The sequence below is a fragment of the Rhizobium viscosum genome, assembly GCF_014873945.1.
Taxonomy (GTDB): Bacteria; Pseudomonadota; Alphaproteobacteria; order Rhizobiales; family Rhizobiaceae; genus Rhizobium; species Rhizobium viscosum.
In genome coordinates this window covers 3,098,142-3,123,642 of sequence record NZ_JADBEC010000001.1, presented here as the reverse complement: position 1 = coordinate 3,123,642, position 25,501 = coordinate 3,098,142, and the positions used below count along the sequence as shown (strand labels likewise).

30 protein-coding genes are annotated in these 25,501 nt (G+C 60.6%); 14 read left to right on the top strand and 16 right to left on the bottom strand.

The window, feature by feature from the left end; all coding sequences use genetic code 11:
* Positions 1 to 121 precede the first annotated feature (121 nt).
* Positions 122 to 1,333, bottom strand: a complete 1,212-nt coding sequence (locus tag H4W29_RS15305; RefSeq protein WP_376776568.1) for an MFS transporter — start codon at positions 1,331 to 1,333, stop codon at positions 122 to 124.
* Positions 1,334 to 1,463: 130 nt separating this feature from the next.
* Here H4W29_RS15305 and H4W29_RS15300 point away from each other — a divergent pair, with 130 nt between their 5' ends.
* A complete protein-coding gene (locus H4W29_RS15300; protein WP_192729659.1) occupies positions 1,464 to 2,081 on the top strand; it encodes a PadR family transcriptional regulator in 618 nt (205 codons plus the stop codon).
* Positions 2,082 to 2,119: 38 nt separating this feature from the next.
* Here the strand turns inward: H4W29_RS15300 and H4W29_RS15295 are convergent, their stop codons facing one another.
* Positions 2,120 to 2,716 carry a TetR/AcrR family transcriptional regulator gene (locus H4W29_RS15295; RefSeq protein ID WP_192729658.1) on the bottom strand — a complete coding sequence of 199 codons (597 nt, stop codon included), beginning with the start codon at positions 2,714 to 2,716 and terminating at the stop codon, positions 2,120 to 2,122.
* A gap of 190 nt (positions 2,717 to 2,906) precedes the next feature.
* Between H4W29_RS15295 and H4W29_RS15290 the strand changes: the two genes are divergently transcribed.
* A complete protein-coding gene (locus H4W29_RS15290; RefSeq protein ID WP_192729657.1) occupies positions 2,907 to 3,305 on the top strand; it encodes a RidA family protein in 399 nt (132 codons plus the stop codon).
* A gap of 54 nt (positions 3,306 to 3,359) precedes the next feature.
* On the opposite strand, the gene greA is transcribed toward H4W29_RS15290, so the two are convergent.
* From greA to H4W29_RS15265, 5 genes are all read right to left on the bottom strand, one after another.
* A complete protein-coding gene (greA, locus tag H4W29_RS15285) occupies positions 3,360 to 3,842 on the bottom strand; it encodes a transcription elongation factor GreA (protein ID WP_192729656.1) in 483 nt (160 codons plus the stop codon).
* A gap of 31 nt (positions 3,843 to 3,873) precedes the next feature.
* Complete coding sequence (gene map, locus H4W29_RS15280; RefSeq protein WP_192729655.1) at positions 3,874 to 4,623, bottom strand: type I methionyl aminopeptidase; 750 nt, start codon at positions 4,621 to 4,623, stop codon at positions 3,874 to 3,876.
* 39 nt (positions 4,624 to 4,662) lie between these two features.
* Entirely contained in the window at positions 4,663 to 5,724 is a 1,062-nt protein-coding gene (locus H4W29_RS15275) for an LLM class flavin-dependent oxidoreductase (protein ID WP_192729654.1), read from the bottom strand.
* A 181-nt stretch (positions 5,725 to 5,905) separates the two neighbouring features.
* Positions 5,906 to 7,165, bottom strand: a complete 1,260-nt coding sequence (locus H4W29_RS15270; RefSeq protein ID WP_192729653.1) for an RNA polymerase sigma factor — start codon at positions 7,163 to 7,165, stop codon at positions 5,906 to 5,908.
* Complete coding sequence (locus H4W29_RS15265; protein WP_192729652.1) at positions 7,162 to 7,536, bottom strand: YciI family protein; 375 nt, start codon at positions 7,534 to 7,536, stop codon at positions 7,162 to 7,164. Before H4W29_RS15265 ends, H4W29_RS15270 begins: the two co-directional genes overlap by 4 nt.
* An 81-nt stretch (positions 7,537 to 7,617) precedes the next feature.
* Here H4W29_RS15265 and H4W29_RS34340 point away from each other — a divergent pair, with 81 nt between their 5' ends.
* Both H4W29_RS34340 and H4W29_RS34335 read left to right on the top strand, forming a co-directional pair.
* Positions 7,618 to 8,013, top strand: a complete 396-nt coding sequence (locus H4W29_RS34340; RefSeq protein ID WP_246517188.1) for a hypothetical protein — start codon at positions 7,618 to 7,620, stop codon at positions 8,011 to 8,013.
* Positions 8,010 to 8,213 (top strand): hypothetical protein, encoded by a 204-nt coding sequence (locus tag H4W29_RS34335; protein ID WP_246517187.1) that lies wholly within the window; start codon positions 8,010 to 8,012, stop codon positions 8,211 to 8,213. Before H4W29_RS34340 ends, H4W29_RS34335 begins: the two co-directional genes overlap by 4 nt.
* Before the next feature lie 58 nt (positions 8,214 to 8,271).
* Here the strand turns inward: H4W29_RS34335 and glpK are convergent, their stop codons facing one another.
* Positions 8,272 to 9,765: a glycerol kinase GlpK gene (glpK, locus tag H4W29_RS15255; RefSeq protein ID WP_192729651.1), complete on the bottom strand. Its 1,494-nt coding sequence runs from the start codon at positions 9,763 to 9,765 to the stop codon at positions 8,272 to 8,274.
* Between the two features lie 181 nt (positions 9,766 to 9,946).
* Between glpK and H4W29_RS15250 the strand changes: the two genes are divergently transcribed.
* Genes H4W29_RS15250 through xdhC form a run of 4 tightly spaced genes read left to right on the top strand, consistent with a single transcriptional unit; the run spans position 9,947 to position 15,407 of the window.
* On the top strand, positions 9,947 to 10,723 hold the full coding sequence (locus H4W29_RS15250) for a 3-hydroxybutyrate dehydrogenase (protein WP_192729650.1): 777 nt from the start codon (positions 9,947 to 9,949) through the stop codon (positions 10,721 to 10,723).
* A gap of 27 nt (positions 10,724 to 10,750) precedes the next feature.
* Complete coding sequence (gene xdhA / locus H4W29_RS15245) at positions 10,751 to 12,217, top strand: xanthine dehydrogenase small subunit (protein ID WP_192729649.1); 1,467 nt, start codon at positions 10,751 to 10,753, stop codon at positions 12,215 to 12,217.
* The gene (gene xdhB / locus H4W29_RS15240) at positions 12,217 to 14,553 is read left to right on the top strand and encodes a xanthine dehydrogenase molybdopterin binding subunit (protein ID WP_192729648.1); all 2,337 of its coding nucleotides are present in this window, start codon (positions 12,217 to 12,219) and stop codon (positions 14,551 to 14,553) included. Before xdhA ends, xdhB begins: the two co-directional genes overlap by 1 nt.
* A 2-nt stretch (positions 14,554 to 14,555) precedes the next feature.
* Entirely contained in the window at positions 14,556 to 15,407 is an 852-nt protein-coding gene (gene xdhC / locus H4W29_RS15235) for a xanthine dehydrogenase accessory protein XdhC (protein WP_192729647.1), read from the top strand.
* Here xdhC and H4W29_RS15230 read toward each other — a convergent pair.
* Positions 15,383 to 15,580: a hypothetical protein gene (locus H4W29_RS15230; protein ID WP_192730749.1), complete on the bottom strand. Its 198-nt coding sequence runs from the start codon at positions 15,578 to 15,580 to the stop codon at positions 15,383 to 15,385. The genes xdhC and H4W29_RS15230 overlap by 25 nt on opposite strands.
* A gap of 100 nt (positions 15,581 to 15,680) precedes the next feature.
* Between H4W29_RS15230 and H4W29_RS15225 the strand changes: the two genes are divergently transcribed.
* The gene (locus H4W29_RS15225) at positions 15,681 to 16,619 is read left to right on the top strand and encodes a LysR substrate-binding domain-containing protein (RefSeq protein WP_192729646.1); all 939 of its coding nucleotides are present in this window, start codon (positions 15,681 to 15,683) and stop codon (positions 16,617 to 16,619) included.
* Here H4W29_RS15225 and H4W29_RS15220 read toward each other — a convergent pair.
* Positions 16,613 to 16,945: a hypothetical protein gene (locus H4W29_RS15220; RefSeq protein ID WP_192729645.1), complete on the bottom strand. Its 333-nt coding sequence runs from the start codon at positions 16,943 to 16,945 to the stop codon at positions 16,613 to 16,615. The two genes, H4W29_RS15225 and H4W29_RS15220, sit on opposite strands and share 7 nt — an antisense overlap.
* Before the next feature lie 250 nt (positions 16,946 to 17,195).
* Between H4W29_RS15220 and H4W29_RS15215 the strand changes: the two genes are divergently transcribed.
* Positions 17,196 to 18,725: a winged helix-turn-helix domain-containing tetratricopeptide repeat protein gene (locus tag H4W29_RS15215; protein ID WP_192729644.1), complete on the top strand. Its 1,530-nt coding sequence runs from the start codon at positions 17,196 to 17,198 to the stop codon at positions 18,723 to 18,725.
* 112 nt (positions 18,726 to 18,837) lie between these two features.
* Entirely contained in the window at positions 18,838 to 19,059 is a 222-nt protein-coding gene (locus H4W29_RS15210) for a hypothetical protein (RefSeq protein WP_192729643.1), read from the top strand.
* Between the two features lie 2 nt (positions 19,060 to 19,061).
* Here H4W29_RS15210 and H4W29_RS15205 read toward each other — a convergent pair whose 3' ends face one another.
* Entirely contained in the window at positions 19,062 to 19,256 is a 195-nt protein-coding gene (locus H4W29_RS15205) for a hypothetical protein (protein WP_192730821.1), read from the bottom strand.
* Between the two features lie 169 nt (positions 19,257 to 19,425).
* On the opposite strand from H4W29_RS15205, the gene H4W29_RS15200 reads away from it, so the two are divergent.
* The 3 genes from H4W29_RS15200 to H4W29_RS15190 all read left to right on the top strand — a co-directional run bounded on the left by H4W29_RS15200 (position 19,426) and on the right by H4W29_RS15190 (position 23,200).
* Positions 19,426 to 20,664, top strand: coding sequence for a urate hydroxylase PuuD (locus H4W29_RS15200; protein ID WP_192729642.1), 1,239 nt, complete (start codon positions 19,426 to 19,428; stop codon positions 20,662 to 20,664).
* Positions 20,661 to 21,968, top strand: coding sequence for a guanine deaminase (gene guaD / locus H4W29_RS15195; protein ID WP_192729641.1), 1,308 nt, complete (start codon positions 20,661 to 20,663; stop codon positions 21,966 to 21,968). Before H4W29_RS15200 ends, guaD begins: the two co-directional genes overlap by 4 nt.
* 98 nt (positions 21,969 to 22,066) lie before the next feature.
* On the top strand, positions 22,067 to 23,200 hold the full coding sequence (locus H4W29_RS15190) for an alpha-hydroxy acid oxidase (protein ID WP_192729640.1): 1,134 nt from the start codon (positions 22,067 to 22,069) through the stop codon (positions 23,198 to 23,200).
* Positions 23,201 to 23,202: 2 nt separating this feature from the next.
* Here the strand turns inward: H4W29_RS15190 and H4W29_RS15185 are convergent, their stop codons facing one another.
* The 5 genes from H4W29_RS15185 to H4W29_RS15165 are packed head-to-tail and all read right to left on the bottom strand — an operon-like array spanning position 23,203 to position 25,466.
* Complete coding sequence (locus H4W29_RS15185) at positions 23,203 to 23,952, bottom strand: metallophosphoesterase family protein (protein WP_192729639.1); 750 nt, start codon at positions 23,950 to 23,952, stop codon at positions 23,203 to 23,205.
* 1 nt (position 23,953) lies between these two features.
* Entirely contained in the window at positions 23,954 to 24,310 is a 357-nt protein-coding gene (gene uraH, locus H4W29_RS15180; RefSeq protein ID WP_192729638.1) for a hydroxyisourate hydrolase, read from the bottom strand.
* Entirely contained in the window at positions 24,307 to 24,807 is a 501-nt protein-coding gene (locus H4W29_RS15175) for an ureidoglycolate lyase (RefSeq protein WP_192729637.1), read from the bottom strand. Before H4W29_RS15175 ends, uraH begins: the two co-directional genes overlap by 4 nt.
* A gap of 6 nt (positions 24,808 to 24,813) precedes the next feature.
* Positions 24,814 to 25,176, bottom strand: coding sequence for a HepT-like ribonuclease domain-containing protein (locus tag H4W29_RS15170; protein WP_192729636.1), 363 nt, complete (start codon positions 25,174 to 25,176; stop codon positions 24,814 to 24,816).
* On the bottom strand, positions 25,173 to 25,466 hold the full coding sequence (locus H4W29_RS15165) for a nucleotidyltransferase family protein (RefSeq protein ID WP_192729635.1): 294 nt from the start codon (positions 25,464 to 25,466) through the stop codon (positions 25,173 to 25,175). The genes H4W29_RS15170 and H4W29_RS15165 overlap by 4 nt, the downstream gene beginning before the upstream one ends.
* Positions 25,467 to 25,501: the final 35 nt, after the last annotated feature.

Below are 25,501 nucleotides of genomic sequence, written 5' to 3'. Positions count from 1 at the left end.
GAGGATTTGCTTTCCTGAACTGGAGTCACGGAAGAGTGGCGAACCACTGATTGCCCGGAAATTAAGGCAGTTCGAAGAAAGCGGCAATGGGTCCAGCCCATTGTTACGAACTTGTAATCACTTAAGGGATTTTCTTCATCACCGGTATGACCAAAAGCGCGCAGAAGACCAGCACGATTGCTGCAATAATGGTCGGCAGCACGAAATTTCCGGTTACCTGCGCGATCCAGCCGGCAGCAACAGGACCGATGATCTGACCGACACCGAAGGCGGCTGTCATCAGCGCCAGGATGCGGCGCGGGCTTTCGGGTGAGAGCCGGCGGCCGATCTGCAATCCATAGGCGGTGATGGCAAGGAAGGTCGCCCCGAACAGCGCGCCGCCGATCAGCGGCGCCACCGAATGCGGCAGTTCCACGGTTGCGAGCACGCCGATCGCCTCGATGATCAGGGCCGCGGCGTAGACGCCTCCAATTCCGAGCGAACGCACGAAAGGCTTCCAGATGAACAGCGCGACCGTCGCCGTCACTCCGGCAATGAACCAGCAGAGAAATTCGACGATCGGCCCTGAGGCGCTCATGCGGGCGATGGCGACGAGGAAGGTTGCGGTGATGACATAGCCGAAGCCAAACAAACCGTAGGACAGTGTCAGCAGCACCATCGGTCGGTTCCAGACCAGCGCCGGCTCTTTCGTCTGCCCATTGCGCACCGGCGCCTTCGGCAGCAGAGCCCACACAAGGATAAAGCACGCGAGGCAGAAAAGAGCGCTGCCGATCCAATCTGCGCGCCAACCGCCGGCCGCATCGTCGAAAACAAAGCCGAACAACAGCACCATGACAGAAGAAATCGCGATCCCCGCCCCCGGTCCGCCGAAATGCGCCGCCTGAACATGATCGTTACCGGCAGCCGCGCCATGGCTCAGCACGATTGCTGACGTGAAGACCAATGCGAAAGCGCTCGCCACGCCGGCCAGAAACCGGATGACGGCAAAAAGTATGATCGAATCCGTCGCTGCCATGGCAACGAGTAGGATTGCCGTCGCCAGAAGGGAAAGAAGCGCCATCGGCCGCTCGCGCCCCGCCGCCCAGCCATAGGCGCCGAGGACCGCACCAACGAGATAACCAACGAAATTGGCGGAAGCGATGAAACCCGCATCGGCGGCCGAAAGCGGCACGCCAACCATCATGCCGGGCAGGATCGGCGTGAAGGAAAAGCGCCCGAAACCCATGGCCGCCGCCATGGCGACGGCACCTGCAAGCGCTGTGGTGAAGAGATTGACCGGACGGTCGTTATTGGGAGCCAACATCGCGCGTTTATCGCGCTGCGGCATGGCCATCACAAACGAGTAATTCTGATGAATGCTTCAATTTCCCGAACAGATTTTTCGCGCCGCCTCTTGAATGACATATCTTACGATATATGTTTACGACATAGTGAGAGATACATCGGATATAAAGGAGCCTGCCATGAGAGGTTTTCGAGGCGGATTCGTCGGCGAGGCGATGCGCATGGGAATGGGCCGCAGGTTTTCTGCTGGCGAGTTGCAGACGATCCTGCTGGCGCTTCTGGAAGAGCGTCCAAGCCACGGCTATGAACTGATCAAGACGCTGGAGGAGCGCTCCGGCGGCTTCTACGTGCCGAGCCCGGGTGTCATCTATCCGGCGCTCACCTATCTGGAAGAGACCGGACTGACGGAAGTCGAGAATGACGGGGCAAAGAAGCTCTACAAGATCACCGAAGCCGGCCGCCGGAAGGTGGAAGAAAACCGTGACATGATCGACCAGACGCTTGCCAAGCTGGAGCGCATTGCCGAGGGCATGGCCTTCGTTAACCGCATGTTCGATCCCGACCAGCCCCAAAGCGGTGGCGGCAGCGGTGGCCACGGCCATCGGCGTCGTGATCACGAGGACGATGAATTCGGCCGCGACCACAGCAACGTCCATGCCGCACGCCAGCTGCTGCGCTCCGCCCTGCGCATGCGCCATCCCTGGTCAACAAGCGAGGCTGCCAGGATTTCCGGGATTCTGGAGCGTGCAGCCATGGAGATCCTGCAGGGCGGCAAGACCGACCCGCAGCAGGACTAACGTTGCTTGAGCGGGTGGCGGCCGAAGTCGCCGCCCTATCAGTCTTCGACCTTCAGGAGACCGCTTGCCAGGGATCGGAATGCTTCGACAACCTTTGCCAGAACGGCATTAGGATCATCCGCTGCGGCGATCCAGAGTGCCGCGCTGAGCGACGCTCCGTTGAGCAGGCGAGCCGCAGCCTCCGCATCGACGGATCTGACAGTCCCTTCGTCAATCAGCGCCTGCATGGTCTGGGTTGTCGTTCGAAGGCACGCATTCTGACTGGGCCACTGCGAGGGATCGCCGAGCACCGCCGGCCCATCGAGAAGCATGATGCGCTGGATTTCCGGCTCCAGAGCCATTTCGATATAGGCGGTATATTCCGCCAGCAACCCGAGCCAGGTCGTCTCGGCGCGATCCCGCTCGATACGCAACCGCTCCCCCATCTCGCCGTCGATCTGGTCGATCACGGCCTGCAGCAAGCCCTTCTTATCACCAAAATTGTGGTAGAGCGCGCCGCGTGTCAGCCCTACATCGGCGGTCAGATCGTCCATCGAAGCAGCCGCGTAGCCCTTGACTGCAAAGGCTTTTCGGCCCGCCTGGATGAGCTTCGCCCGTGTCTCCTCCATCATTTGCGCCCGGGTCTTTGCGACCATCACTATCTCCCAAAATACACATACGGACCGTATGTGTATTGACATACGCGTCGTATCTCTGATTATATCCACATACGGGGCGTATATCAATTGCTCCGGAATGGGCTGGCCATACCCACAAATGCCTCGTCGCCATCGACGAGCAAATGCCCGGCGAAAGGCACCCTTTTACCTGAACAGGAGAAAAGCAATGACCAAACGCGAAGCAATCTTTCCCGCCGGCCGGCAGGCTCTCTATGAGATCAACCGCTATTCAGCGGCGATCCGCTCCGGTGACCTTCTCTTCGTCTCCGGCCAGGTCGGCAGCCGTGAAGACGGCTCGCCCGAGCCCGATTTCGCAAGGCAGGTACAGCTTGCCTTCGACAATCTGAAAGCCGTGCTGAAGGCTGCCGGATGCAGCTTCGACGACGTTGTCGACATCACGTCCTTCCACACCGATCCTGCCGCGCAATGGCCCGTGATCTCCGATATTCGCTTCAAGGAAATCGGCGAAGCGCCCTATCCGAACTGGACGGCGGTCGGCGTGAACTGGCTGGCAGGCTTTGATTTCGAAATCAAGGTCGTTGCTCGCCTTCCTCAGGCCGCCTGACAGGCCCTCTCAAAAGCAGTGAATTGAACGCGACGCCGGAAACGCGTGCGGCGGTCAGGAAATCTTGATGATTTCGAGTTCCTGATCGCCGACGACAACGATATCGCCGACGGCCTTGCCCGTGAGAACCCGGGCGACCGGCGCGACATAGGAAATCGACCCGGCTTTCGGATCGGCTTCATCCTCTCCCACGATACGATATGTCTGGACGCGCCCATCGTCACGGCTGAAGGTGACAGTGCTTCCGAAGGCGACCGTCTCCGTCGATGTCGGGGCCGGCATAGGCTGGGCCGTGCGAAGACGCTCGACGAAATAACGCAGGTCACGCAGAGGATTTGCCTGCTGCCGCCGCCGTTCGTTGACGTCCTCGACGGTGCTCGCCGCTTCATAGGCCTGGCGCGCTTCCTGCATTTGCAGTTCGAGGGCTTTCAGCCCGGCCTCCGTCACGAGATTTGGATGAGGCGAAATCGCGCGGTCGGGTAGCAGCGTTTCCGCTGCGGTTTCGGCACTCTCTTCCTTGGTGAAGGCAACTGCCATCTCGACCTCCAACAGCGAGGGGAAATCCCCCTCAAGCCGCCAATGTCAGAATGATCGGCCCGTTGCGGGTCGCAACGACCGTATGTTCGTATTGCACTGTCGGGGCCTTGGGATCGGCATAAAGCGTCCAGGCATCATCGCCGCCTTCAGCCCACGTGGCACCAAGCGAAAGAAAAGGCTCGACGGTAAAGACGAGGCCTTCCGTCATCATGCGCCGTTCTGAAGGATCAGGCCAGGTGGAAAGTTCGGCCGGCTCCTCGTGCAGCGAGCGGCCGACGCCGTGGCTCGCGAGATTGGCAACGAGCGTATAGCGGTTCTTCTGTGCGAAGGCGCCTACGGCGTTGCCGATCTTCGCCAGCGGCTCGCCCGCCTTGATCTGGTTCAGACCCACCCAGAGCGCCCGTCTGCCGTCCCGGCAGAGCCTCTCGATGCGGGATGCGACCGGCGGCACGGCGAAGGAGGCGCCAGTATCCGCAAAGAAGCCGTCCTTTTCCGCCGAAACGTCGATATTGACGAGATCACCTGGATGAATGACGCGCGGACCGGGAATGCCGTGGGCGATTTCCTCGTTGACGCTGATGCAGGTCGCACCCGGAAACTGGTAACAGAATTCGGGCGCCGAGCGCGCACCGGCGTCTTCCAGAACCTTGCGGCCGATCTGGTCGAGCTCCAGCGTCGTCATGCCCGGCTCCATCGCTGCCGCCATGACCTGGATGGCATTGGCGCAGATACGGCCGATCTCTTTGAGCTTGGAAAGTTCTTCGTCGTTCTCGATAACCATAGACACGTTCCGGCTTTGCCGAGAGCGACAGGCTCTTCGTCAGGCGGTGGCTTTCGCCCCTTCGGAAGTTTCAGTCAATGCCTTTCTGACGATCGGCGCCACTTTTGTCCCGTAGAGCTCGATGCCGCGCATGACCTGATCATGCGGCATCAGGCCGATCGCCATCTGCAGCAGGAAGCGATCGTTGCGGAAAACCTTGTGTGCAGCAACGATCTTCTGAGCCACGAGTTCCGGATCGCCGAGGAAGAGATTGCCGGTCGGGCCGCGTGACATGTCGAAATGCGCCCGGCTCGTCGGACCCCAGCCGCGCTCGCGGCCGATGCGGTTCATCACTTCGGCCTGCGGACCGTAAAACTGGTCGGCCGCCGCCTCGGTCGTATCGGCGATGAAACCATGCACATTGATGCTGGTCTTCAGCTTCGTCGCATCCTGTCCTGCCCGGCGGGCGGCTTCCCGATAGAGGTCTAAGAGCGGCGCAAAGCGCGGATATTCGCCGCCGATGATGGCAAGCGCGACCGGCAGACCAAGCGCGCCGGCGCGCGCAACGGACTGCGGCGTGCCGCCGACAGCAATCCACAAAGGCAGCGGATCCTGCAGCGGCCGCGGATAGACGCCGCGCCCATTGATCGGCGCGCGCAGTTCGCCCTGCCAGTTGATGATCTCGCTGTCGCGCAGAGCCAGTAGAAGATCGAGCTTCTCTTCGAAGAGCTGATCATAATCTTCGAGATTGTAGCCGAAGAGCGGGAAGGATTCGATGAAGGAACCCCGCCCCGCCATGATCTCGGCGCGCCCGTTGGAAATCAGGTCCAGCGTCGCAAACTGCTGGAACACCCGCACCGGATCGTCTGAGGAAAGAACCGTGACGGCGCTGCTGAGACGGATGTTCTTCGTCTTAGCCGCGGCGGCCGCGAGCGCCACCACTGGCGCCGATGCCACATAGTCAGGCCGATGATGTTCGCCGAGCCCGAAGACATCAAGCCCGACCTGATCGGCAAGCTCGATCTCCTCGATCAGATGCTTGATCCGCTCGGCCGCTTCCACGCCCTTGCTGTGGGACGGATTGGGGTTGACGTCTGCGAATGTATAAAGGCCCAGTTCCATGGTCGGTATCCTGTTTAACTTGCGCCTGAGATAAGGTCCGGCAGGGCTTGGAGCAAACGGAAATTCTGGAACGGATTGTTCGACAAAGTTGATGGCTGCGTCAGACCGATGCCCGCCACGGATTGATGATTTCCACGCCCGTTCCCCGAAAGTCGCGGGCGGCATCCCATGAAGGTACAGCTTATTTCGCCGCCGGCTGCGCCGCTTCTTCCTGCATCTTGTCGATTTGCCGGCGGATATGGGCAGCTTCCGCCGCGGAATGGGCAAGCGCGATGGCGCGGTCGAAGGCAATGCGGGCCGGCGTGATACGGCCAAGCTGCTTCAGCAGATTGCCGCGCAGGCCGTGATAATAGAAGTAGCCGTCGAGCTTCTCGCCCAGTGGTTCGATGAGATCGAGTGCCTCCTGCGGTCCATTCAGCTTTGAGACCACGACCGCCCGGTTGAGCGTCACGACCGGTGAAGGCTGGACGCGCTCCAGCGCGCGGTAGAGCAGATCGATTTCCACCCAGTCGGTATCCGCGGCGCGTTTTGCACGGGAATGGACGGCGGCAATTGCTGCCTGGAGCTGATAGGGGCCGGGCTTGCGATGACGCAGCGCCTTGTCGAGCAGAGCCAGCGCTTCGTTGATCAAGGGCTGGTTCCAGAGCGAACGGTCCTGGTCCTCGAGCAGCACGATCTCATCTTCAGCGCTGAAGCGTGCCTGCCGGCGGGAAATCTGCAAGAGCATGAGGGAAAGCAGCCCCATGAGTTCCGGTTCGGCGGGGAAGATATGCAGCATCAGCCGCGCCAGCCGGATCGCCTCGTCACTGAAGGCAGCCGCCTCCTGTTCCGGATCCGCCTGGCTGTAGCCCTCGTTGAAGATCAGATAGATCATCGTGCTAACGATCACCAGCCGCTCGGCCCTCTCCTGCGGGCTAGGTGTCTCGAACGGCACACCGGCTTTCGCCACACGCGCCTTCGCCCGTGTGATCCGCTGCTCCATGGCGCTTTCGGAGACGAGGAACGCACGCGCGATCTGCGTCACCGACAGGCCGGAAACGATGCGCAGCGCCAGTGCGATCTGCTGGGTGGCCGGCAGGTCCGGATGGCAGCAGATGAACAGCAGCCGCAGGATATCGTCGCGATAATGGGAATCGTCCAGCCGATCGGCAATGTCGCTTTCGGCATCCTCCTTATCGGAAATCTGGTCCTCATCCGGCAGGGCCTGGATCTTCGCCCGCTTGCGCACCGCATCGATGCCGCTGTTGCGGCCGACGAAGATAAGCCAAGCCGTCGGGTCGCGCGGCGGCCCTTTTTCCGGCCAGGTCCGGATCGCCCTCAGGCACGCCTCCTGAAACGCCTCTTCCGCGGTATCGAGATTGCGGAAATAGCGTAGCAGCGCGCCGAGCGCCTTCGGCCGGGCCGAGGCAAGCGCGAGGTCGATCCAGGCGATGTCTGTCATGATGCGATCTCTCCCGGCCTGAAGGTGTAGAACGGCCGAATTTCGTAAGAGGTGGAACCCGGATTGACCGCCGAAAGCTGTTTCGAGAAGGCGATCGCCTCATCCAGCGTTTCGAAATCAACCGTATAGAAGCCGAGAAGCGCCTCTTTCGTTTCCGCAAACGGGCCGTCGACCACAAAGGCCTCGTCCCTGCCCTTGCGCACGGTCGTTGCCGCCGTCGTCGGCATCAGCCGGCCGGTCGGACCGAGCTTGCCGGCAGCGGCAAGCGGCTCGATCACGGCATGGAGATTTCCCATGACGGCTGCCTCTTCCTCCTGGGTCCAGGTGAAGACGGTTTCCTCATTGGCGTAGCAAAGGATTGCATAAAGCATCGGTAGCTCCTCTTTCCGAATGACGAATGAGTAACCGTTTGACCGACAGGCCGCATCAAAAAATTACGGATAGGAAAATCGATGAATCTGATGGAAGCGCTGCAGTTAGCTATGCACGGGGCTCCGAAATCCACGCCATTGAGTTGCCCAATTTGGCTCCGAGAGCTGTCGGCGCTTTCGATCACCTTTCCATTCGAGAACTCAATAAACAAATCTCAGAGACTTCTCGTTGCGCTTGCCACCCTCGTCTTGTCGACGCAGGCTGCCCATGCCGCCTCCGCCCCGGAAAACTTCCTCTATATGGGCTCCGGCGACCTCGCGGCCGCAAAGGCGAAGCTCGCCCGGCCCAATATCGGTGGCGTGCAGGTCGTCTTTAACTGGAAGAGCCTGGAAACGGCGAAGGGTCAGTATGATTTTTCGGGAACAATGTCGGCCTTGGCGGCCCTGACATCGTGCCGAACCGCAAGGCGCAGATGAAGAACTCCTACCCCTTCTTCAACAAGTACAAGGGCAAGCTTTCCTATGTCGGCCTCGCCGTCCAGGAGCCGACGCTGAGCGACAAGAATCCGGCGACCAAGAAGCCTTTCACCAAGGAGGAATTCACCGCCTTCGCGCAAGGCTATCTCGGCGCCGACGTGATCTTCTGGAGCACGGCGACACCCTGGCTGAAGAAGTAGCAAGAGCGGCAGGCGGCGCATCAAAGCCGCTTGCCTGAAGCTTCACTTCCGATATCCCTCAGAGTTCGCTCAGCGTCCGCTTCACGGCGTTCTTCCAACCTTTGAGCTTAGCCGCGCGGGTCTTCTCGTCCATCGAAGGTTCGAAGCGCCGGTCACGCTTCCAGGTCGCGGAGAACTTCTGCCGGTCCGGCCACACACCAGCCCTGCTGCCGGCAAGCCAGGCAGCACCGAGCGCCGTCGTCTCCAGGATGATGGGACGATCGACGGGTGCTTCCAGCAGATCGGCAAGCCGCTGCATCGTCCAGTCCGAGGCGACCATGCCGCCATCGACGCGCAGCACCGTGTCGTCTGTGCCGTTCTTCCAGTCCTTTTGCATCGCCTCCAGCAGGTCGCGCGTCTGGTAACAGACAGCCTCCAGCGCCGCCCTCGAAAGCTCGGCCGGGCCGCTATTACGCGTCAGGCCATAGATCGCGCCGCGTGCCTTGGCATCCCAATGCGGCGCGCCGAGCCCGGTAAAGGCGGGCACGAGATAAACCTCCTGCGTCGGATCGGCTTTCTCCGCCAGATCGTTGGTATCGGATGCCCTGTCGATGATCCCGAGACCATCGCGCAGCCATTGGACCGCCGCGCCGGCAATGAAGATCGAGCCCTCCAGTGCATAGGTCGTCTCGCCGTCAAGGCGATAGGCGATGGTCGTCAGCAACCGGTTCTTCGATCGCACCATATCGCTGCCGGTATTCAGAAGCGCGAAGCAGCCGGTGCCATAAGTCGATTTCAGCATGCCCGGCTCGAAACACGCCTGACCGATGGTCGCCGCCTGCTGATCGCCGGCAACGCCGAGGATGGGGATCGCGGCACCAAACAGCTCGGGATCGACGATACCGAAGTCATCGGCGCAATCCTTCACCTCGGGCAACATGGCGGCCGGTACGCGCAGGATATCGAGCAGATCCTCGTCCCATTCGTTGGTGGCGATATTGAACATCAGCGTGCGCGAGGCATTGGTCGCGTCGGTCACGAAGCTCTTGCCGCCCGTCAGCCGCCAGATGAGGAACGTATCGATCGTGCCGAAGCAGAGGTCGCCGCGCGCTGCTCTCGCCCGCGCGCCCTTCACGTTTGCAAGCATCCAGGAAAGCTTGGTGCCCGAGAAATAGGGATCGAGAATGAGCCCGGTCTTCTTCGTGAAGGTGCGCTCCAGATCCTGCCGCTTCAGATTGTCGCAATAGCTTGCCGTGCGCCGGTCCTGCCAGACGATGGCATTCTGGATCGGCTTGCCGCTCTCGCGCTCCCAGACGACGACGGTCTCGCGCTGGTTGGTGATGCCGAGTGCGGCAATATCCTTTGCGGTGACCTTGGCTTCGCGTAGCGCCATATGGACGGTGGAAACGACCGAATCCCAGATTTCCTCCGGATCATGTTCCACCCAGCCGGAGCGCGGATAGAATTGGGTGAATTCCTTCTGGCCCATGCCGGCGATCTTCATGTCGCCATCGAAGACGATCGCCCGCGTCGAGGTCGTTCCCTGATCGACCGCCAGAACATATCCACCCATGCGATTCCTCCCGCTGCATGCTGTTGCCGTGGCAAATCAATAGGGCAGGTCCGCCCGGCTTGGAAGGGCGTAACTGGCAGCGGCGTCCCTCAACCACTTCCCGATTGCCAGCCCGACGCCTTTGAGCATAACCTCGCTCCAACGCTGCAATGCAGCATCTCATTGTCAGGGAGGAAGAAGCATGAGCAGATCAGTCGTCGTCACCGGGTCCACCAGCGGCATCGGGCTTGCGATTGCCACTGCCTTTGCCGCCAGGGGCGACAACGTCGTCATCAACGGCTTCGGAAAAGAAGAGGAAATCAAGGCGATAGTCGAGCGCCTTGAATCATCGTCGAAAACCAAGGCCCTCTATCACCCGGCCGATATGACGAAGCCATCAGAGATTGCCGATCTGATCGAAACTGCGGCCAGGACCTTTGGGACGGTCGATGTGCTCGTCAACAATGCCGGCATCCAGCATGTCGAAAAGATCGAGGATTTCCCGATCGAAAAGTGGGACCAGATCATCGCCATCAATCTGTCCAGCTCTTTCCATACGATGCGCGCTGCGATCCCGCTGATGAAGGCGAAAAAACACGGCCGCATCATCAACATCGCTTCGGCGCATGGCCTGGTCGCCTCGCCCTTCAAATCTGCCTATGTAGCGGCAAAGCATGGTATATTGGGCCTGACAAAGACGGCCGCCCTTGAACTCGCCGAATTCGGCGTGACGGTAAACGCGATCTGCCCCGGTTACGTGCTGACCCCGCTGGTCGAAAAACAGATCCCGGATACGGCAAAGGCGCGCGGCATGACGGAGGAGCAAGTCAAGACCGAGGTCATCCTCAAGGCGCAACCGACACACGAATTCGTCAAGGCCGAGGAAATCGGCGCTCTGGCGCTTTACCTCGCAAGCGAGGAAGCCCGGCAAGTGACCGGCACGCATATCTCGATTGACGGGGGCTGGACGGCGGCATAACCATTTTAGAAAACATCCGGGAATATCATGAACGACAGCATCCGTTTCATCCTCAATGGCGAGGACGTTACTTTGGGCAACGTCCGGCCGACCGAAACGCTTCTCGATTTTCTCCGGCTTGAGCGACGGCTGACAGGCACCAAGGAAGGCTGCGCCGAAGGCGATTGCGGCGCCTGCACCGTGCTGATTGGCCGGCTCATTGATGGCAAGCTCTTCTATGAATCCGTCAATGCCTGCATCCGCTTCATCGGCTCGCTGCACGCGACCCACGTCGTGACGATCGAGCACCTGGCTGCAAAGGATGGCACGCTGCATCCGGTGCAGCAGGCCATGGTCGATTGCCACGGTTCCCAATGCGGCTTCTGCACGCCTGGCTTCGTCATGTCCCTGTACGGGCTCTGGCTCTCCAACGAGAAGCCGGATCGTGCCGAGATCGAAAAGGCGCTGCAGGGCAATCTCTGTCGCTGCACCGGCTACGAGCCCATCGTCAAGGCCGCCGAGCAGGTGAGCCTGCAGCGCCCAAGCACGCTTTTCGATCCGCTTGAAAAGACCCGCGCCGAAATCATTGCCCGTCTCTGGGCCATGCAGGCATCGGAGACGATCTCGATTGCGTCAGAAGAGGGCCGCCTCATTGTGCCCCGCTCCGCCGACGCGCTTGCGCGGGTGCTGGCGGCCGAACCGACAGCGACCATCGTTGCCGGCTCCACCGATGTCGGCCTCTGGGTGACGAAGCAGATGCGTCAGCTAGATCCCGTCATCTTCATCAATCATCTGACGGAGCTTCAGTCGATCATCGCAGGCGAATACGGCATTACCGTCGGCGCCGGCGTCACCTATACCCGTGCGCTTGAGACCATCGCCCGCAAGATACCTGCCTTTGCCCGCCTCATAACGCGCATCGGCGGCGATCAGGTGCGCAACATGGGCACCATCGGCGGCAACATCGCCAACGGCTCGCCGATCGGCGACAGCCCGCCGCCCCTCATCGCGCTCGGCGCACAACTGACGCTGCGTTCGATCGAAGGTGTGCGCAGGCTGCCACTCGAGGATTACTTCATCGCCTATGGCAAACAGGATCGTAAACCGGGCGAATTCGTCGAGAGCGTCTTCGTGCCATACCCGGTCGCAGACACCAAGTTCGCCGTCTACAAGATCAGCAAACGCCGAGATGAGGATATTACCGCCGTGCTCGGTGCCTTCTATCTGGTGCTGGACGAAGCCGAGCGTGTCACCGAGATCCACATTGCCTTTGGCGGCATGGCGGCAATACCCAAGCGCGCCCGCAGCGTCGAGGCCGAGCTGATCGGCAAGCCTTGGAGCGAAGCGACCATCGAGGCTGCACGCCCTGCCTTTGACACCGACTTCCAGCCGCTGACGGACTGGCGCGCCACGGCGGAATATCGCCAGCTGACGGCCAAGAACCTGCTGACGCGGTTTTACCTTGAAACGGTCGGTGCGCCCGCCGAGCTGAAGCGGTTCGAGGAGGTGGCGTGATGGACAAGTCCACCTTCGAGGATCGCAAGCTCATCAACGGCCAGATGCATGTCTCGCTGCGCCATGATTCAGCGCATAAGCATGTCACCGGAAGTGCCGATTATATCGACGATATTCCAGAACCCGCAGATCTCCTGCATGGCGCGCTCGGAATGTCGGACCGCGCTCATGCCGAGATCGTCTCGATGGATCTCTCCGAGGTCGCAGCCTGTCCCGGCGTCGTCTGGGTCTTCACCGGCAAGGACATTCTCGGCGTTAACGACGTCAGCTCGAATGGCAGCCACGATGAGCCGCTGCTTGCCGAAACCAAGGTCGAATTCCACGGCCAGCCGATCTTTGCGGTGATCGCGCAAACCCGCGAGATCGCGCGCCGCGCCGCGCGCAAGGCAAAGATCGAATATCGCGATCTCCCCCATTGGAGCGACATCGACGGCGCCATTGAAAATGGCAGCCCGCTCGTCATAACCCCGATGACGCTGCAGCGTGGCGAAGCGAAAGCGGAAATGGAAAATGCTCCACGCCGGCTGAAGGGCCAGATGCGCATCGGCGGCCAGGAGCATTTCTACCTTGAGAGCCATATTGCCATGGCGATCCCCGGTGAGGACGATGAGGTCGCCGTCTGGTCCTCGACCCAGCATCCGAGCGAAATCCAGCATATCGTCGGGCATGTGCTGAACATTCCCTCGAACGCCGTCACCGTCAACGTGCGCCGCATGGGCGGTGGCTTCGGCGGCAAGGAAACGCAGGGCAATCAATTCGCAGCGTTGGCCGCAGTGGCAGCCAAGAAGCTGAAGCGCGCCATCAAGTTCCGCCCCGACCGCGACGAGGACATGAGCGCTACCGGCAAGCGCCACGACTTCCGCGTCGATTACGAACTCGGCTTCGATGACGAGGGCCGCATCCATGCCGTCGACGCCACCTATTCGGCCCGTTGCGGCTTCTCCTCGGACCTATCGGGCCCGGTCACCGACCGCGCGCTCTTCCATGCCGATTCCAGCTATTTCTATCCGCATGTGCATCTGACCTCGCAACCGCTGAAGACGCATACCGTCTCCAACACCGCCTTCCGCGGTTTCGGCGGCCCGCAGGGCATGCTTGGCGCCGAGCGTTTCATCGAAGAGATCGCCTACGCCGTCGGCAAGGATCCGCTCGATATCCGCAAGCTGAATTTCTACGGCCAGCCGGGGTCCGGGCGCACCACCACGCCCTATCATCAGGAGGTCGAGGACAATATCATCGCCCGCGTCGTCGAGGAGCTCGAGGACAGCGCGGACTACCGCGCCCGGCGCAACGCCATCGTCGCCTTCAACCGCGACAGCCGCTATATTCGCAAGGGCATTGCGCTCACTCCGGTGAAGTTCGGCATCTCCTTCACCATGACCGCCTTCAACCAGGCCGGCGCCCTCGTCCATATCTATCAGGATGGCTCGATCCACCTGAACCATGGCGGCACGGAAATGGGCCAGGGCCTCTATACGAAGGTGGCGCAGGTTCTGGCCGACAGCTTCCAGGTCGATATCGACAGGGTGAAGATAACAGCGACCACGACGGGCAAAGTCCCGAACACCTCGGCGACAGCCGCCTCCTCTGGCTCGGACCTGAACGGCATGGCGGCCTACGATGCCGCCCGCCAGCTCAAGGAACGGCTGGTCGCCTTTGCGGCGGAGAAATGGGAGGTGCCCGTCTCGGAGGTCGTCTTCTTGCCCAACCGCGTGCGGGTCGGCGAGATAGAGATCCCCTTCCCCGATTTCATCAAGCAGGCCTATTTCGCCCGTGTCCAGCTGTCCGCCGCCGGCTTCTACAAGACGCCCAAGATCCACTGGGACCGCCAGGCCGGCCGCGGCACGCCCTTCTACTATTTCGCCTATGGCGCCGCCTGCACCGAGGTCACGATCGATACGCTGACCGGCGAATATCTGATCGACCGCACCGATATCCTCCACGATGTCGGCCGTTCGCTGAACCCGGCAATTGATATCGGCCAGGTCGAGGGCGCCTTCGTCCAGGGCATGGGCTGGCTGACGACCGAGGAACTCTGGTGGGATGACAAGGGCCGCCTGCGCACCCACGCCCCCTCCACCTACAAGATCCCGCTTGCCTCCGACCGGCCGAAGATCTTCAACGTGCGCCTCGCCGAATGGTCCGAGAATGCGGAAGCCACGATCGGCCGTTCCAAGGCCGTCGGCGAGCCGCCCTTTATGCTGGCGATCTCCGTGCTGGAAGCGCTCTCCATGGCCGTCGCCAGCGTCGCCAACTATCGCGTCTGCCCCCATCTCGATGCCCCCGCAACGCCCGAACGCGTGCTGATGGCGGTCGAGAGGATGAAGAGGGTGTAGCCATGACCCGGCGCGAAATCCTTTCCGGTTTTGTGCCCGGCAGCGATTTTCGCGCCTTTCTGGCCCTCCAGCCCGATGCGATCCTCGTCGAAATATCAGGCACGCAGGGCTCGACGCCGCGCGAGGCCGGCGCCTTCATGCTGGTCTCGGAAGGACGCGTCTGGGGCACGATCGGCGGCGGCCAGTTCGAATTCATTGCGATCGGCAATGCCCGCAACTTGCTCGCCGGCACCGGCGGCACTGACGTCATGGATATTCCGCTCGGCCCGGAAATCGGACAGTGCTGCGGCGGGCGCACGCAACTGCGCTTCCGGCCTGTGACGGATGCAGTCAGGAACGAGCTGGAGAAAAAGCGGGAAAGCGAAGCCGAAAGCTTGCCGGAAGTCTATGTCTTCGGTGCCGGCCATGTCGGCCGCGCGCTTGCCGCGGCACTCGCGCCGCTGCCGCTTTCGGTCACCGTCATCGAGACCCGGAAGGACGAACTCGCCAATCTTCCGGTCTCGACAAAGAGCCTGTTGGTGCCGATGCCCGAGGCATTGGTGAAAGAGATGCCTGCAGGTGCGGCACTCGTCATCCTCACCCATGACCATGCGCTGGATTTTCTGATCGCGCGGGAAGCACTGGCCCGCACAGACCTTGCCTATACTGGCATGATCGGCTCTGCCACCAAAAAAGCGACCTTTGCGAACTGGCTTTCCCGCGAGGCAGACGGCGAACGCTCCTGGCTGGATCGCCTTACCCTGCCGATCGGCGGATCGGCAGTGAAGGACAAACGCCCTCAAGTCATCGCCGCCATGACGGCAGCCGAGATCCTGACCGCACTGGCCTCCTATCGCGACCGGTCATCCTCATAGTGCGGATCGCGGCCGTCCAGGAAACCGAGATCGCGCTTGATGCGATCGGGCATGGCATCCATGTCCAGCCGCGGCATCCGGCTGCCGATTCCCCCGGCCAGCCGGCGAATGACGGTGGTGATTAGCGCCTCTCGTGCTGGTGAACGGCTCTCTTCGATAGCTTGGCAATCCATGACATCACCTTGATGGTTTGATGAGATGATTGCAGTTTGCTGGGAAAAATGCTGCAATTCCAATCGAACAATCGTCTGCGCCCATAAAGAGAACTTATTCATGAAACTGTCGAAGCAGTTCCCGCTGAATGCGCTGCGCGTCTTCGAATCCGTGGCCCGGCTCGGGAGTTTCACCAGGGCCGGCGACGAGCTCGGCATGACGCAGACGGCCGTCAGCTACCAGATCAAGCTTCTGGAAGAGAATATCGGCGAGCCCCTTTTCCTGCGCCGCCCGCGCCAGATCGAGCTGACCGAAGCAGGCGAACACCTGGCGCCGAGAGTCTCGGATGCATTCAATATCCTGATCGAAGCCATGGCCTCGATGCGCAAGGCGACGGAGGAAACGCTGACGATCCATTCGACGGCGACTTTCGCCCAGCAATGGCTGTCGCGCTATATCGGCTCCTTCCAGCTGCAATTCCCCAACATTGCCGTCAGGCTGGTCACCTCGGGCAACATCGTCGATTTCCAGAAAGAGGCCGCAGATGTGGCCATCCGCTGGGGTCGCGGCGACTGGCCGGGGCTCGTCAGCCACCGGCTGATGAAACTCGACTATTCCCCCATGCTGAGCCCCAAGCTCGCTGCCGAAATCGGCGGTATCCGCGAACCCGCAGATCTCCTGAAACTGTTCCTGATCAGTGCCGGCGATTCCTGGTGGGCGGAATGGTTCGCGGCAGCCGGCGTCAAGAATGCCGATCTCTCCCGCTATCCGAAAAGCGAATTCGGCACCCAGATCCTCGATGCCAGCATCGCGATTGCCGGCGGCGGTGTCGCTATGCTCAATCCCGGCCATTTCCAGGACGATGTCGCCGCCGGCAGGCTTTACCAGCCCTTCGAACTAACCGGCAATGACGGACGCGACTATTGGCTCGCCTATCCCGAAAACAGGCGAAACGTGCCGAAAATCAGGAATTTTCGGAAATGGCTCCTGCAGAAATTCGATGTGGAGCAGGATGAACATGTCACGCAAAAACGGCAGGGTTTAAAACCCTCTCAGTAACCCATCTCGGGCGCATAGAAACATCGCGGCGTATCTTCGTTCGGGAACAGGCAGATATGGTAATCGCTATCGCCTGAATGCATTGCCCTGGTCATCGGCAGTAAGAAGACATGGCTCCGCGTAACCAGCCGATGATCGCCGGGTCTCAGCGTCACGCGATAGCCATCCGGCGTGATGGCCACAGTCTTGGACGGGATCATCTGGCAATCGCCGTTTTCAGCATTTCCATTGCAACAATAGGGGTCGTAACTCCACCCCGTACCGGCGTCGTGGGCTGTCGCGAACGACGCATATGCAATCATCACGCATGTCAGAATGCTGCGCATGGGCATCTTCTCCGTCGATGAATGCGCCGCCAGTTTTGTGCGGTTTCCACCTCATCCCGGCGGCTGCGTTTAAAAACTGTAACCCAAATTTCACATTTCAAGGAATCGGCTGCTCCACATCGGAGCATCAGCAGTGGATAAAATGCCGCAGAAATCGGCGATTTTTTAAGGCATACAAATGACACGCCCGCTTCACAGCGCAGCGTACAACCAGATTGCCACCTCAAATTGCGCGGATATAAGTATTCTGATGGAAGAGCAGCGATATGCTTTCGGCCGTTTCATGCTTGACCCCGGCAGCGGCGTGCTGCGGCGGGACGGCCAGCCGGTCGCGCTCGGCCAGCGTGCGATTTCACTGCTCAAGGCGCTTCTTGATGCCGACGGGCGCCCGGTCGGAAAGGATGCTTTGATCGAAGCGGGCTGGCCGGGGATCATGGTCGAGGAAGGCAATCTTTCCGTCCAGATCGCCCATCTGCGCAAGGCACTTGGGCAGCGGCCGGACGGGCAGGAATGGATTGTCACGCTGCCGCGCCTCGGCTATCGCCTCTTCAGGAACCAGGCTCCGCTCACCGAGGTCGGGGAACAGGTCGTCCCGTCGCTCGCGGTGCTGCCATTCGAAAACCTGAGCGGCGATCCCGAGCAGCAATATTTTGCCGATGGCGTCGTCGATGACGTCATTACGGCGCTCAGCCGCTTCAAATCCTTTGCTGTCATCGCCCGCAATACCAGCTTCGTCTATCGCGGCGCAGGCGACATCAGAAAGATCGCCGGCGAACTCGGCGTCAAATACGTACTCGAAGGCAGCCTGCGCAAATCCGGTAGCAGGCTGCGCATCTATGCCAGGCTCGTGGATACCGCGGCCAACGTGCAGCTCTGGGCGCAAAGCTTCGACGGCGATCTCGAAGACGTCTTCGAGTTCCAGGACCGCATTACCGAATCCGTCGCTGTAGGGATTGAGCCGCATGTCCAGCGAGCCGAGCTGGAACGCGCGCGCCGGGAACGGCCTGGTAGCATTTCCGTCTATGACATCTGTCTGCAGGTCTTGCCAAAGATCCTGGCGGAAACCTCCGCTCAGAACACCGAGGCCCATGCGCTGCTGACCGAAGCGCTAGAGCGCGAGCCGGACAATGCCCGCATCCTGGCGCTCGCCTCCTATACGCTCGAACACCGCAGGACGATGGGTTGGCCGCCCTTCGGGCCGGACGATGCAGAGAAATGCGTGGCACTTGCGCGTCGCGGCATCGCATTGGCAAGAGGCGACGCGACAATCATGGCCACCTGTGGCATGTCACTCATTCAGGTCGGGCGCGAATATGATTGGGGTTTGGCAATCATGCAGGCCGCAGTCGACCTTAATCCGAACAGCCTTAACGTGGTCTTGAGGGCCGGAATTGCTCATGTTCATTGCGGCAACCTTGATCAGGCGCAGCAATATCTCATGCGTGCCCACCGCCTGAGCCCGCTTGATCCCTACGCCCACATCACCTTCTGCGGCCTCGCGGACATCGAAATGATCCGCGGCAATTACGAGCAATCGCTTCTCTGGGCGTCACGCTCGCTGGCGCTGAACCCGAATTTCGATCCGACAGTCTGGATTATGATCACCGACAACATCCATCTCGGGCGGAAGGAAGAAGCAAAACGCTTCCTGCAGCATCTGTTGCGCATCGCGCCCAACAGCACGCTGGCAAGCATCGCGAGCGGGCAGGCAACCAAAGTTCCCGAGCGCCTGACACTTGTCCTGAACGGTCTTCGCGAAGCGGGCCTGCCGGAAGCTTAGGAAGCTTTCGGCATTCTTAGGATCTTTTAGGCTGTCGCTAAAGGACCCGATGCATACAGGCCGAGCAATCTCCTCCCATCGCGCAAACAGCGCAGCATTCTGGGAGGTTCCGATGTTATCACCCCTGATGATCCTGTCGCTCGACCAAGGCAAGCTCACCTCTGCCCCACGGTCTGTCGGTCAATTCGATGCCCGCCTGCTGGAGGATATTGCCGACTGTATCGCCGAGCCCGCAATGCCGGCCCCAGCTGGTCCACAGACCGCCGGATTAGTGGCCATCGTCCGGGAAGGCCTGCGGTTCTGGCCGGCACAGCTAGACCGGCTTAAGCCGTAAACCTAGTGCTTCTTCTGCTGCTGCTCAGCCGCTGCGACGCGGTTCAGCATTGCCACCATCTTGGCCTTGATCGAGCCATAGGTGCCGAGCTCGAAATTGCAGCTGAAACAGGTGATGATGTCGCTGTCGATCGGCTGCGGGCGCGGAAACTTCATGCGCGTGTTGCGGCACTTCGGGCAAGGGACTTCGATCTGCATGTTTCAGCGGCTCCTTAATAGCGTCGTTTCGCGATGCCTTAGCATATATGCCGCCCCCGGCAAGCTCTTCCTGCAATCTCGACTGCGGCAAGAAACCCCACGATCCCCCTTTCCTCCCGCCCGAATTTCTCGCAATCTCACGAGTCGGGAAGAAGAACAGGGGAACTGAATGTATGAATATGCAATAGCCTGGGAGTGGCTGGCCTTTGCGGCGCGCTGGTTCCATGTCATCACCGCGATCGCCTGGATCGGGTCGTCCTTCTATTTCATCGCGCTCGACCTCGGCCTGGTGAAACGACCGCATCTGCCCGCCGGTGTTCACGGCGAGGAATGGCAGGTCCATGGCGGTGGCTTCTACCACATCCAGAAATACCTGGTGGCGCCGGCCGAGATGCCGGAACACCTGACCTGGTTCAAATATGAGAGCTATTTCACCTGGCTCTCCGGCTTCCTGATGCTCTGCATCGTCTATTACGGCGGCGCTGACCTGTTCCTCATCGATCGCCACGTGCTCGATATCTCGAAGCCGGTGGCGATCCTGATCTCGCTGGCATCGCTTGGCTTCGGCTGGATCATCTACGACCTGCTCTGCAAGTCGCCGCTCGGCAAGAACACCTGGGGCCTGATGGCGGTTCTCTACGTCGTGCTGGTCTTCATGGCCTGGGGCTATACGCAGGTCTTCACCGGCCGCGCCGCCTTCCTGCATCTTGGCGCATTCACGGCGACGATCATGTCGGCCAACGTCTTCATGATCATCATTCCCAACCAGAAGATCGTCGTCGCCGACCTGATTGCGGGCCGCACCCCCGATGCCAAATATGGCTACATGGCCAAGCAGCGCTCGCTCCACAACAACTACCTGACGCTGCCCGTCATCTTCTTCATGCTGTCGAACCACTATCCGCTGGCCTTCGGTACTGCGTTCAACTGGGTGATCGCCGCATTGGTCTTCCTGATGGGCGTCACGATCCGCCACTGGTTCAACACCACACATGCCCGCAAGGGACGACCGACCTGGACCTGGATCGTGACGGTCGTGCTCTTCATCCTCATCATGTGGCTGTCGACCGTGCCCAAATTGCTGACTGGCGAGGATCAGAATGCCTCCGTCGCTCCCGCCTTCCAGCAGTTTGCCGGCGATCCGCATTTTCCCGCCGTAAAGCAGCTGATCGGTACGCGCTGTTCCATGTGCCATGCCGCAGAACCGGTCTATGAAGGCATCGCCCGGCCGCCGAACGGCGTGATCCTGGAAAATGACGCGGAAATTGCCGCCCATGCGCGCGAGATCTATATACAGGCCGGTCGCAGCCATGCCATGCCGCCGGGCAACGTGACCGACATTACGCCCGATGAGCGCAAGCTGCTCGTCGCCTGGTTCGAAAGCGCAGTCGAAGGCAAACAAGAATGACCACAACACTCCTGCGCGGGCGGCTGCTCTCCTTCCTACGTGCGCCCCTCAGCCTTGCCGACAGCGAGAGCTATCTTTACGAGACCGATGGCGGCCTGCTGATCAAAGACGGCATCATCGCCGCCGTCGGTGCCTATGCCGAGATCAAGGCAAAGGCACCTGAAGACGTCAGCGAGATCGATCATCGCCCGCATCTGATCATGCCGGGCCTGATCGACATGCACCTGCATTTCCCGCAAATGCAGGTGATCGCCTCCTATGCTGCAAACCTTCTGGAATGGTTGAACACCTATACGTTCCCGGAGGAATGCCGCTTCGTCGAAAGCGCCCATGCGCAGAGGATCGCGACGCATTTCTACGACGAGCTCATCCGTCATGGCACGACGACGGCCGTCGCCTATTGCTCGGTTCACAAGACCTCGGCCGATGCCTATTTCGCGGAAGCCATGCGCCGCAACATGCGCATGGTCGGCGGCAAGGTGATGATGGACCGCAACGCGCCGCAGGGCCTGCTCGACACACCGCAGATGGGCTATGACGAGACCCGGCAGGTGATCGCCGACTGGCACGGCAAGGGCCGCAACCACGTCGCCATCACGCCGCGCTTCGCGATCACCTCGACGCCGGAGCAGATGGAGGCGACGGCAGCCCTCGCCCGCGAATTCCCCGATCTGCACATCCAGACGCATCTGTCGGAAAATCACGACGAGATCAAATTCACCTGCGAGCTCTATCCGGAAGCCATCGACTACACCGACATCTACGACCGCTACGGCCTGCTCGGCCCGAAGAGCCTGTTTGGCCACGCCATCCATCTTTCGGAGCGCGAAGCTGACGCTATGAGCGAGAGCGGCGCGGTCGCCGTCCATTGCCCGACATCCAATCTCTTCCTCGGCTCCGGCCTCTTTCCGCTGAAGGCATTGGCCCGCCGCGAGAAGCCTGTCCGTATCGGCGTCGCCACGGATATCGGCGGCGGCTCGAGCTATTCCATGCTGCGGACCATGGATGAGGCCTACAAAATACAGCAGCTTCTCTGCGAACGTCTAAACCCCTTGGAAAGCTATTATTACATGACGCTCGGCAATGCCGAGGCGCTCTCGCTGGCTGACAAAATCGGCACGCTGGCAACAGGCACGGACGCCGACCTCGTCGTTCTCAATGCCGCGGCAACACCTGCCATGGCCTTGAAGATGGAAGTGGTGAAAACGCTTCCGGAGGAACTGTTCCTGCTGCAGACCATGGGCGACGACCGCGCCATTGCGGAAACCTATGTGGCGGGCGTTGCGATGAAAAGCGGGCTCTAGCAGGGCGATGGCCTGACGCTAAAACTCTTCTGGAATCAAATACCAAAGGCCGAAGAAGCGTGGTATTCGACCACATCATCAGATGTGAAAGTTCGCTCATGACCAAGCCGCTGACCATCGCCGATCTCAAGAAAATGGCTCAGCGCCGCGTTCCGAAGATGTTCTTCGACTACGCGGATTCCGGCGCCTGGACGGAATCGACCTACGCCGCCAACGAAGCCGATTTTCGCGACATCAAACTGCGCCAGCGCGTGCTGGTCGACATGACCAACCGCACGCTTGAAACCACGATGATCGGCCAGAAGGTGTCGATGCCGGTGGCGCTTGCGCCCACCGGCATGACCGGCATGCAGCACGCCGACGGTGAAATGCTGGCAGCCCGCGCCGCGGAAGAATTCGGGGTGCCCTTCACACTTTCGACCATGAGCATCTGCTCGATCGAGGACGTCGCCTCGGTCACGACGAAACCCTTCTGGTTTCAGCTCTATGTCATGCGCGACAGAGGCTTCGTGCTCGATCTCATCAACCGCGCCAAGGCCGCCAAATGCTCTGCATTGGTGCTGACCGCCGACCTGCAGATTATCGGCCAGCGCCACAAGGACCTGCGCAACGGTCTCTCGGCACCGCCGAAACTCACGCCGAAACATATCTGGCAGATGGCGACGCGCCCCTTCTGGTGCATGGAGATGATGAAGACGAAGCGCCGCAGCTTCGGCAACATCGTCGGCCACGCCAAAGGCCTCGCCGATCTTCCCTCGATCACGACTTTCGCGAATGAACAATTCGACCCGCAGCTATCGTGGAGAGATGTCGCCTGGATCAAGGAACAGTGGGGCGGCCCGCTGATCATCAAGGGTATCCTCGATGTCGAGGACGCCAGGCACGCAGCCGAAACCGGCGCCGATGCCATCATCGTCTCCAATCACGGCGGCCGTCAGCTCGATGGCGCCCCCTCTTCGATCAGCATGCTGCCGAAGATCGTCGATGCCGTCGCCGATCGTGTCGAAGTGCATGTCGATGGTGGTATCCGCTCCGGTCAGGATGTGCTGAAGGCCGTGGCACTCGGCGCGCGTGGCACCTATATCGGCCGCCCCTTCCTTTATGGCCTCGGCGCCATGGGCAAGGACGGCGTTACGCGGGCGCTCGAGATCATCCGCAAGGAGATGGACATCACCATGGCGCTGTGCGGCAAACGCGATATCAAGGATGTGGACTCCTCGATTATTGCCTGATGTCAGTAAGATTGCGGCATCCGGCCTGTCGCGAGCGCGGATGCCCATTCCGGGCGGCCATTGGTTGCTGCCAGCACCGACATCGCCATATTGTCATATCTGATATTGCGGAACTGCGCCGTCCATCCACTGGTCGATTTTTCCAGCACTGCATAACTCGCCATTGCGTGGCCGGTTTCGACCTTGTGCGGATAGGGCTTTTCATCGTCATAGGCCGGGCCGCCGACGCTGCCGGGATTGACGATAAGACGGCCGCCGGAAAGTGCTGCCATGCGTGGAATATGCGTGTGGCCACACAGGATCAGCGGGCTTTCGATACCTGCCGCCAGCGCTTCGATCTCCGCCTGCGGCCGCAGCACCACGCTGCCATCGGCAACGGCCATATCCAGCCAGTAGAGGTTATCGTCGTCAGGCGTCGCGTGGCAGAGATAGACCTCATCCCGGTAGATCAGGTCGACCGGCAGCGATCGCAGCCAGTCGAGATGCACCACACCAAGCTGCGCATAGGCGGCGGCATCCGAAATATGCATTTCTTCCGGCTGCTGCTCGATCAGATAGCGGTCGTGATTGCCGCGCACGGTCGGAATGGAGAGCGACAGTAACCGGTCCGCCACCCTGCCCGCCTCCAGCGGACCGCTGAAACAATCGCCGAGATTGACGATATCTGTAATCCCTTGAGCAGCGATGTCAGCCAGCACGGCATCCAGTGCGGGGTAGTTTCCATGGATATCGGCGATAGCGGCAAAGCGCATGTCAGCTCCCGCGATAGGTGGAATAACCGTAGGGCGAGATCAGCAGCGGCACGTGATAATGCGCCGCGATATCGGCAATGCCGAAGCGGATCGGCACGAGATCGAGGAAGGCCGGATGCGGCAGGGGCGTCCCGTTTGCCCGCAGATAATCTCCGGCGTGAAAAAGCAGTTCGTAGGTACCGGCGCGAAAGCTCTCGCCGATCAGGATCGGCCCACCATCGACGCGGCCATCGGCATTGGTCTGGACGGTCTTGATGTGGTGGCGAAGCTCACCCTCGATGTGAAAGAGATCGATCCTCAACCCCTGTGCCGGCTTGCCCAGCGCAGTATCGAGAACATGAGTGGTCAGTCCGGTCATAGGCCTGGCTCTTTGATGATGAAGGGTTCGTCGAAGAAGAATTCTTCCAGATTGTTGCCCGGCCCGTCACGGTCGACAACGAGAAAATCGCTCGGCTCGCCGAGCGCCATCAGCGGATGGTGCCAGACATTGCGGCGGTAATTCACGCCCTGGTCGCCGCGTGCGAGAAAGACCTGCGGACGACCCGGATGGCCGCCTTCGTCTTCCGAAACGACGACGAGGAACGGCCGGCCCGAGATCGGCGAGAAGCTTTGGCTGCCGAACGGATGCCGTTCCATCATGCCGATCTCATAAGGAAACGCGCGCGGCTGCCCGCGAAAGAGATTGATGATGATGCGCGCACCCTCGCCCACCGCTTCAGGCGCGGCAAGCGCGTGGAAGCGCTCGGTATTGCCGCCATTGATATAGCGCATGGTTGCCGGATCAGCTTCGATCACGTCGCCGAAAGGAGCGAAAGCGGATTTGGTGAGAGGTTGTATTTCGAGAGGTGGGGACATTGGGGATTATTCGCCTTGCGCGCGCCAGTGGCGGACAAGATCCAGCCTGTCCAGAAGATCAGGCACGTCGTCCTTGGCTGTCGCCCAGACCTTCTCCAGGTCAATGTCGAAATAGCCATGGGCAATGCGGTTGCGCATGCCGCGCATCGCGCCCCAAGGGAACTCGGGGTGTTCGACAGCGAATTCAGGATAAGTCTTCATCAACTGGGCGGCCGTCTCCGATGCCATCAGGAGGCTCATCCCGACAGCACGTTGCAAGATGATATCCTCAAGAAACCGCTGCTTACTAACTTCGGCGATCATTGCATGAGCATCGGCCGCCGCTGAACGCATCCGCTCCAGAAGATACGGGATACGACTCTCGCTCATATGGGCTTGGCCTCGGAAAGAACTCGGCTGCGGATCGATTCGGGAAAATCGCCGGGTGTCAGCAGGTGGATCGACGTGCCAATCATCATCTGCTCCAAAGCATCCTGCAAACCGCCAAGCGTCAGCAATGTGCTGCCTGGCAGCGCGTCCACCAGAATGTCCAGATCACTGTCCGGCCGATCCTCACCACGGGCGACAGAGCCGAAGACACGCGGATTCGCCGCGTTGAAGCGTTTGGTCGCTTCGCGGATTGCTTGCCTGTTCCTCTCCAGCACTTCCGACGGTCTCATCGCGGCATCACTCCTGATGCCGCGAATATAAGGGA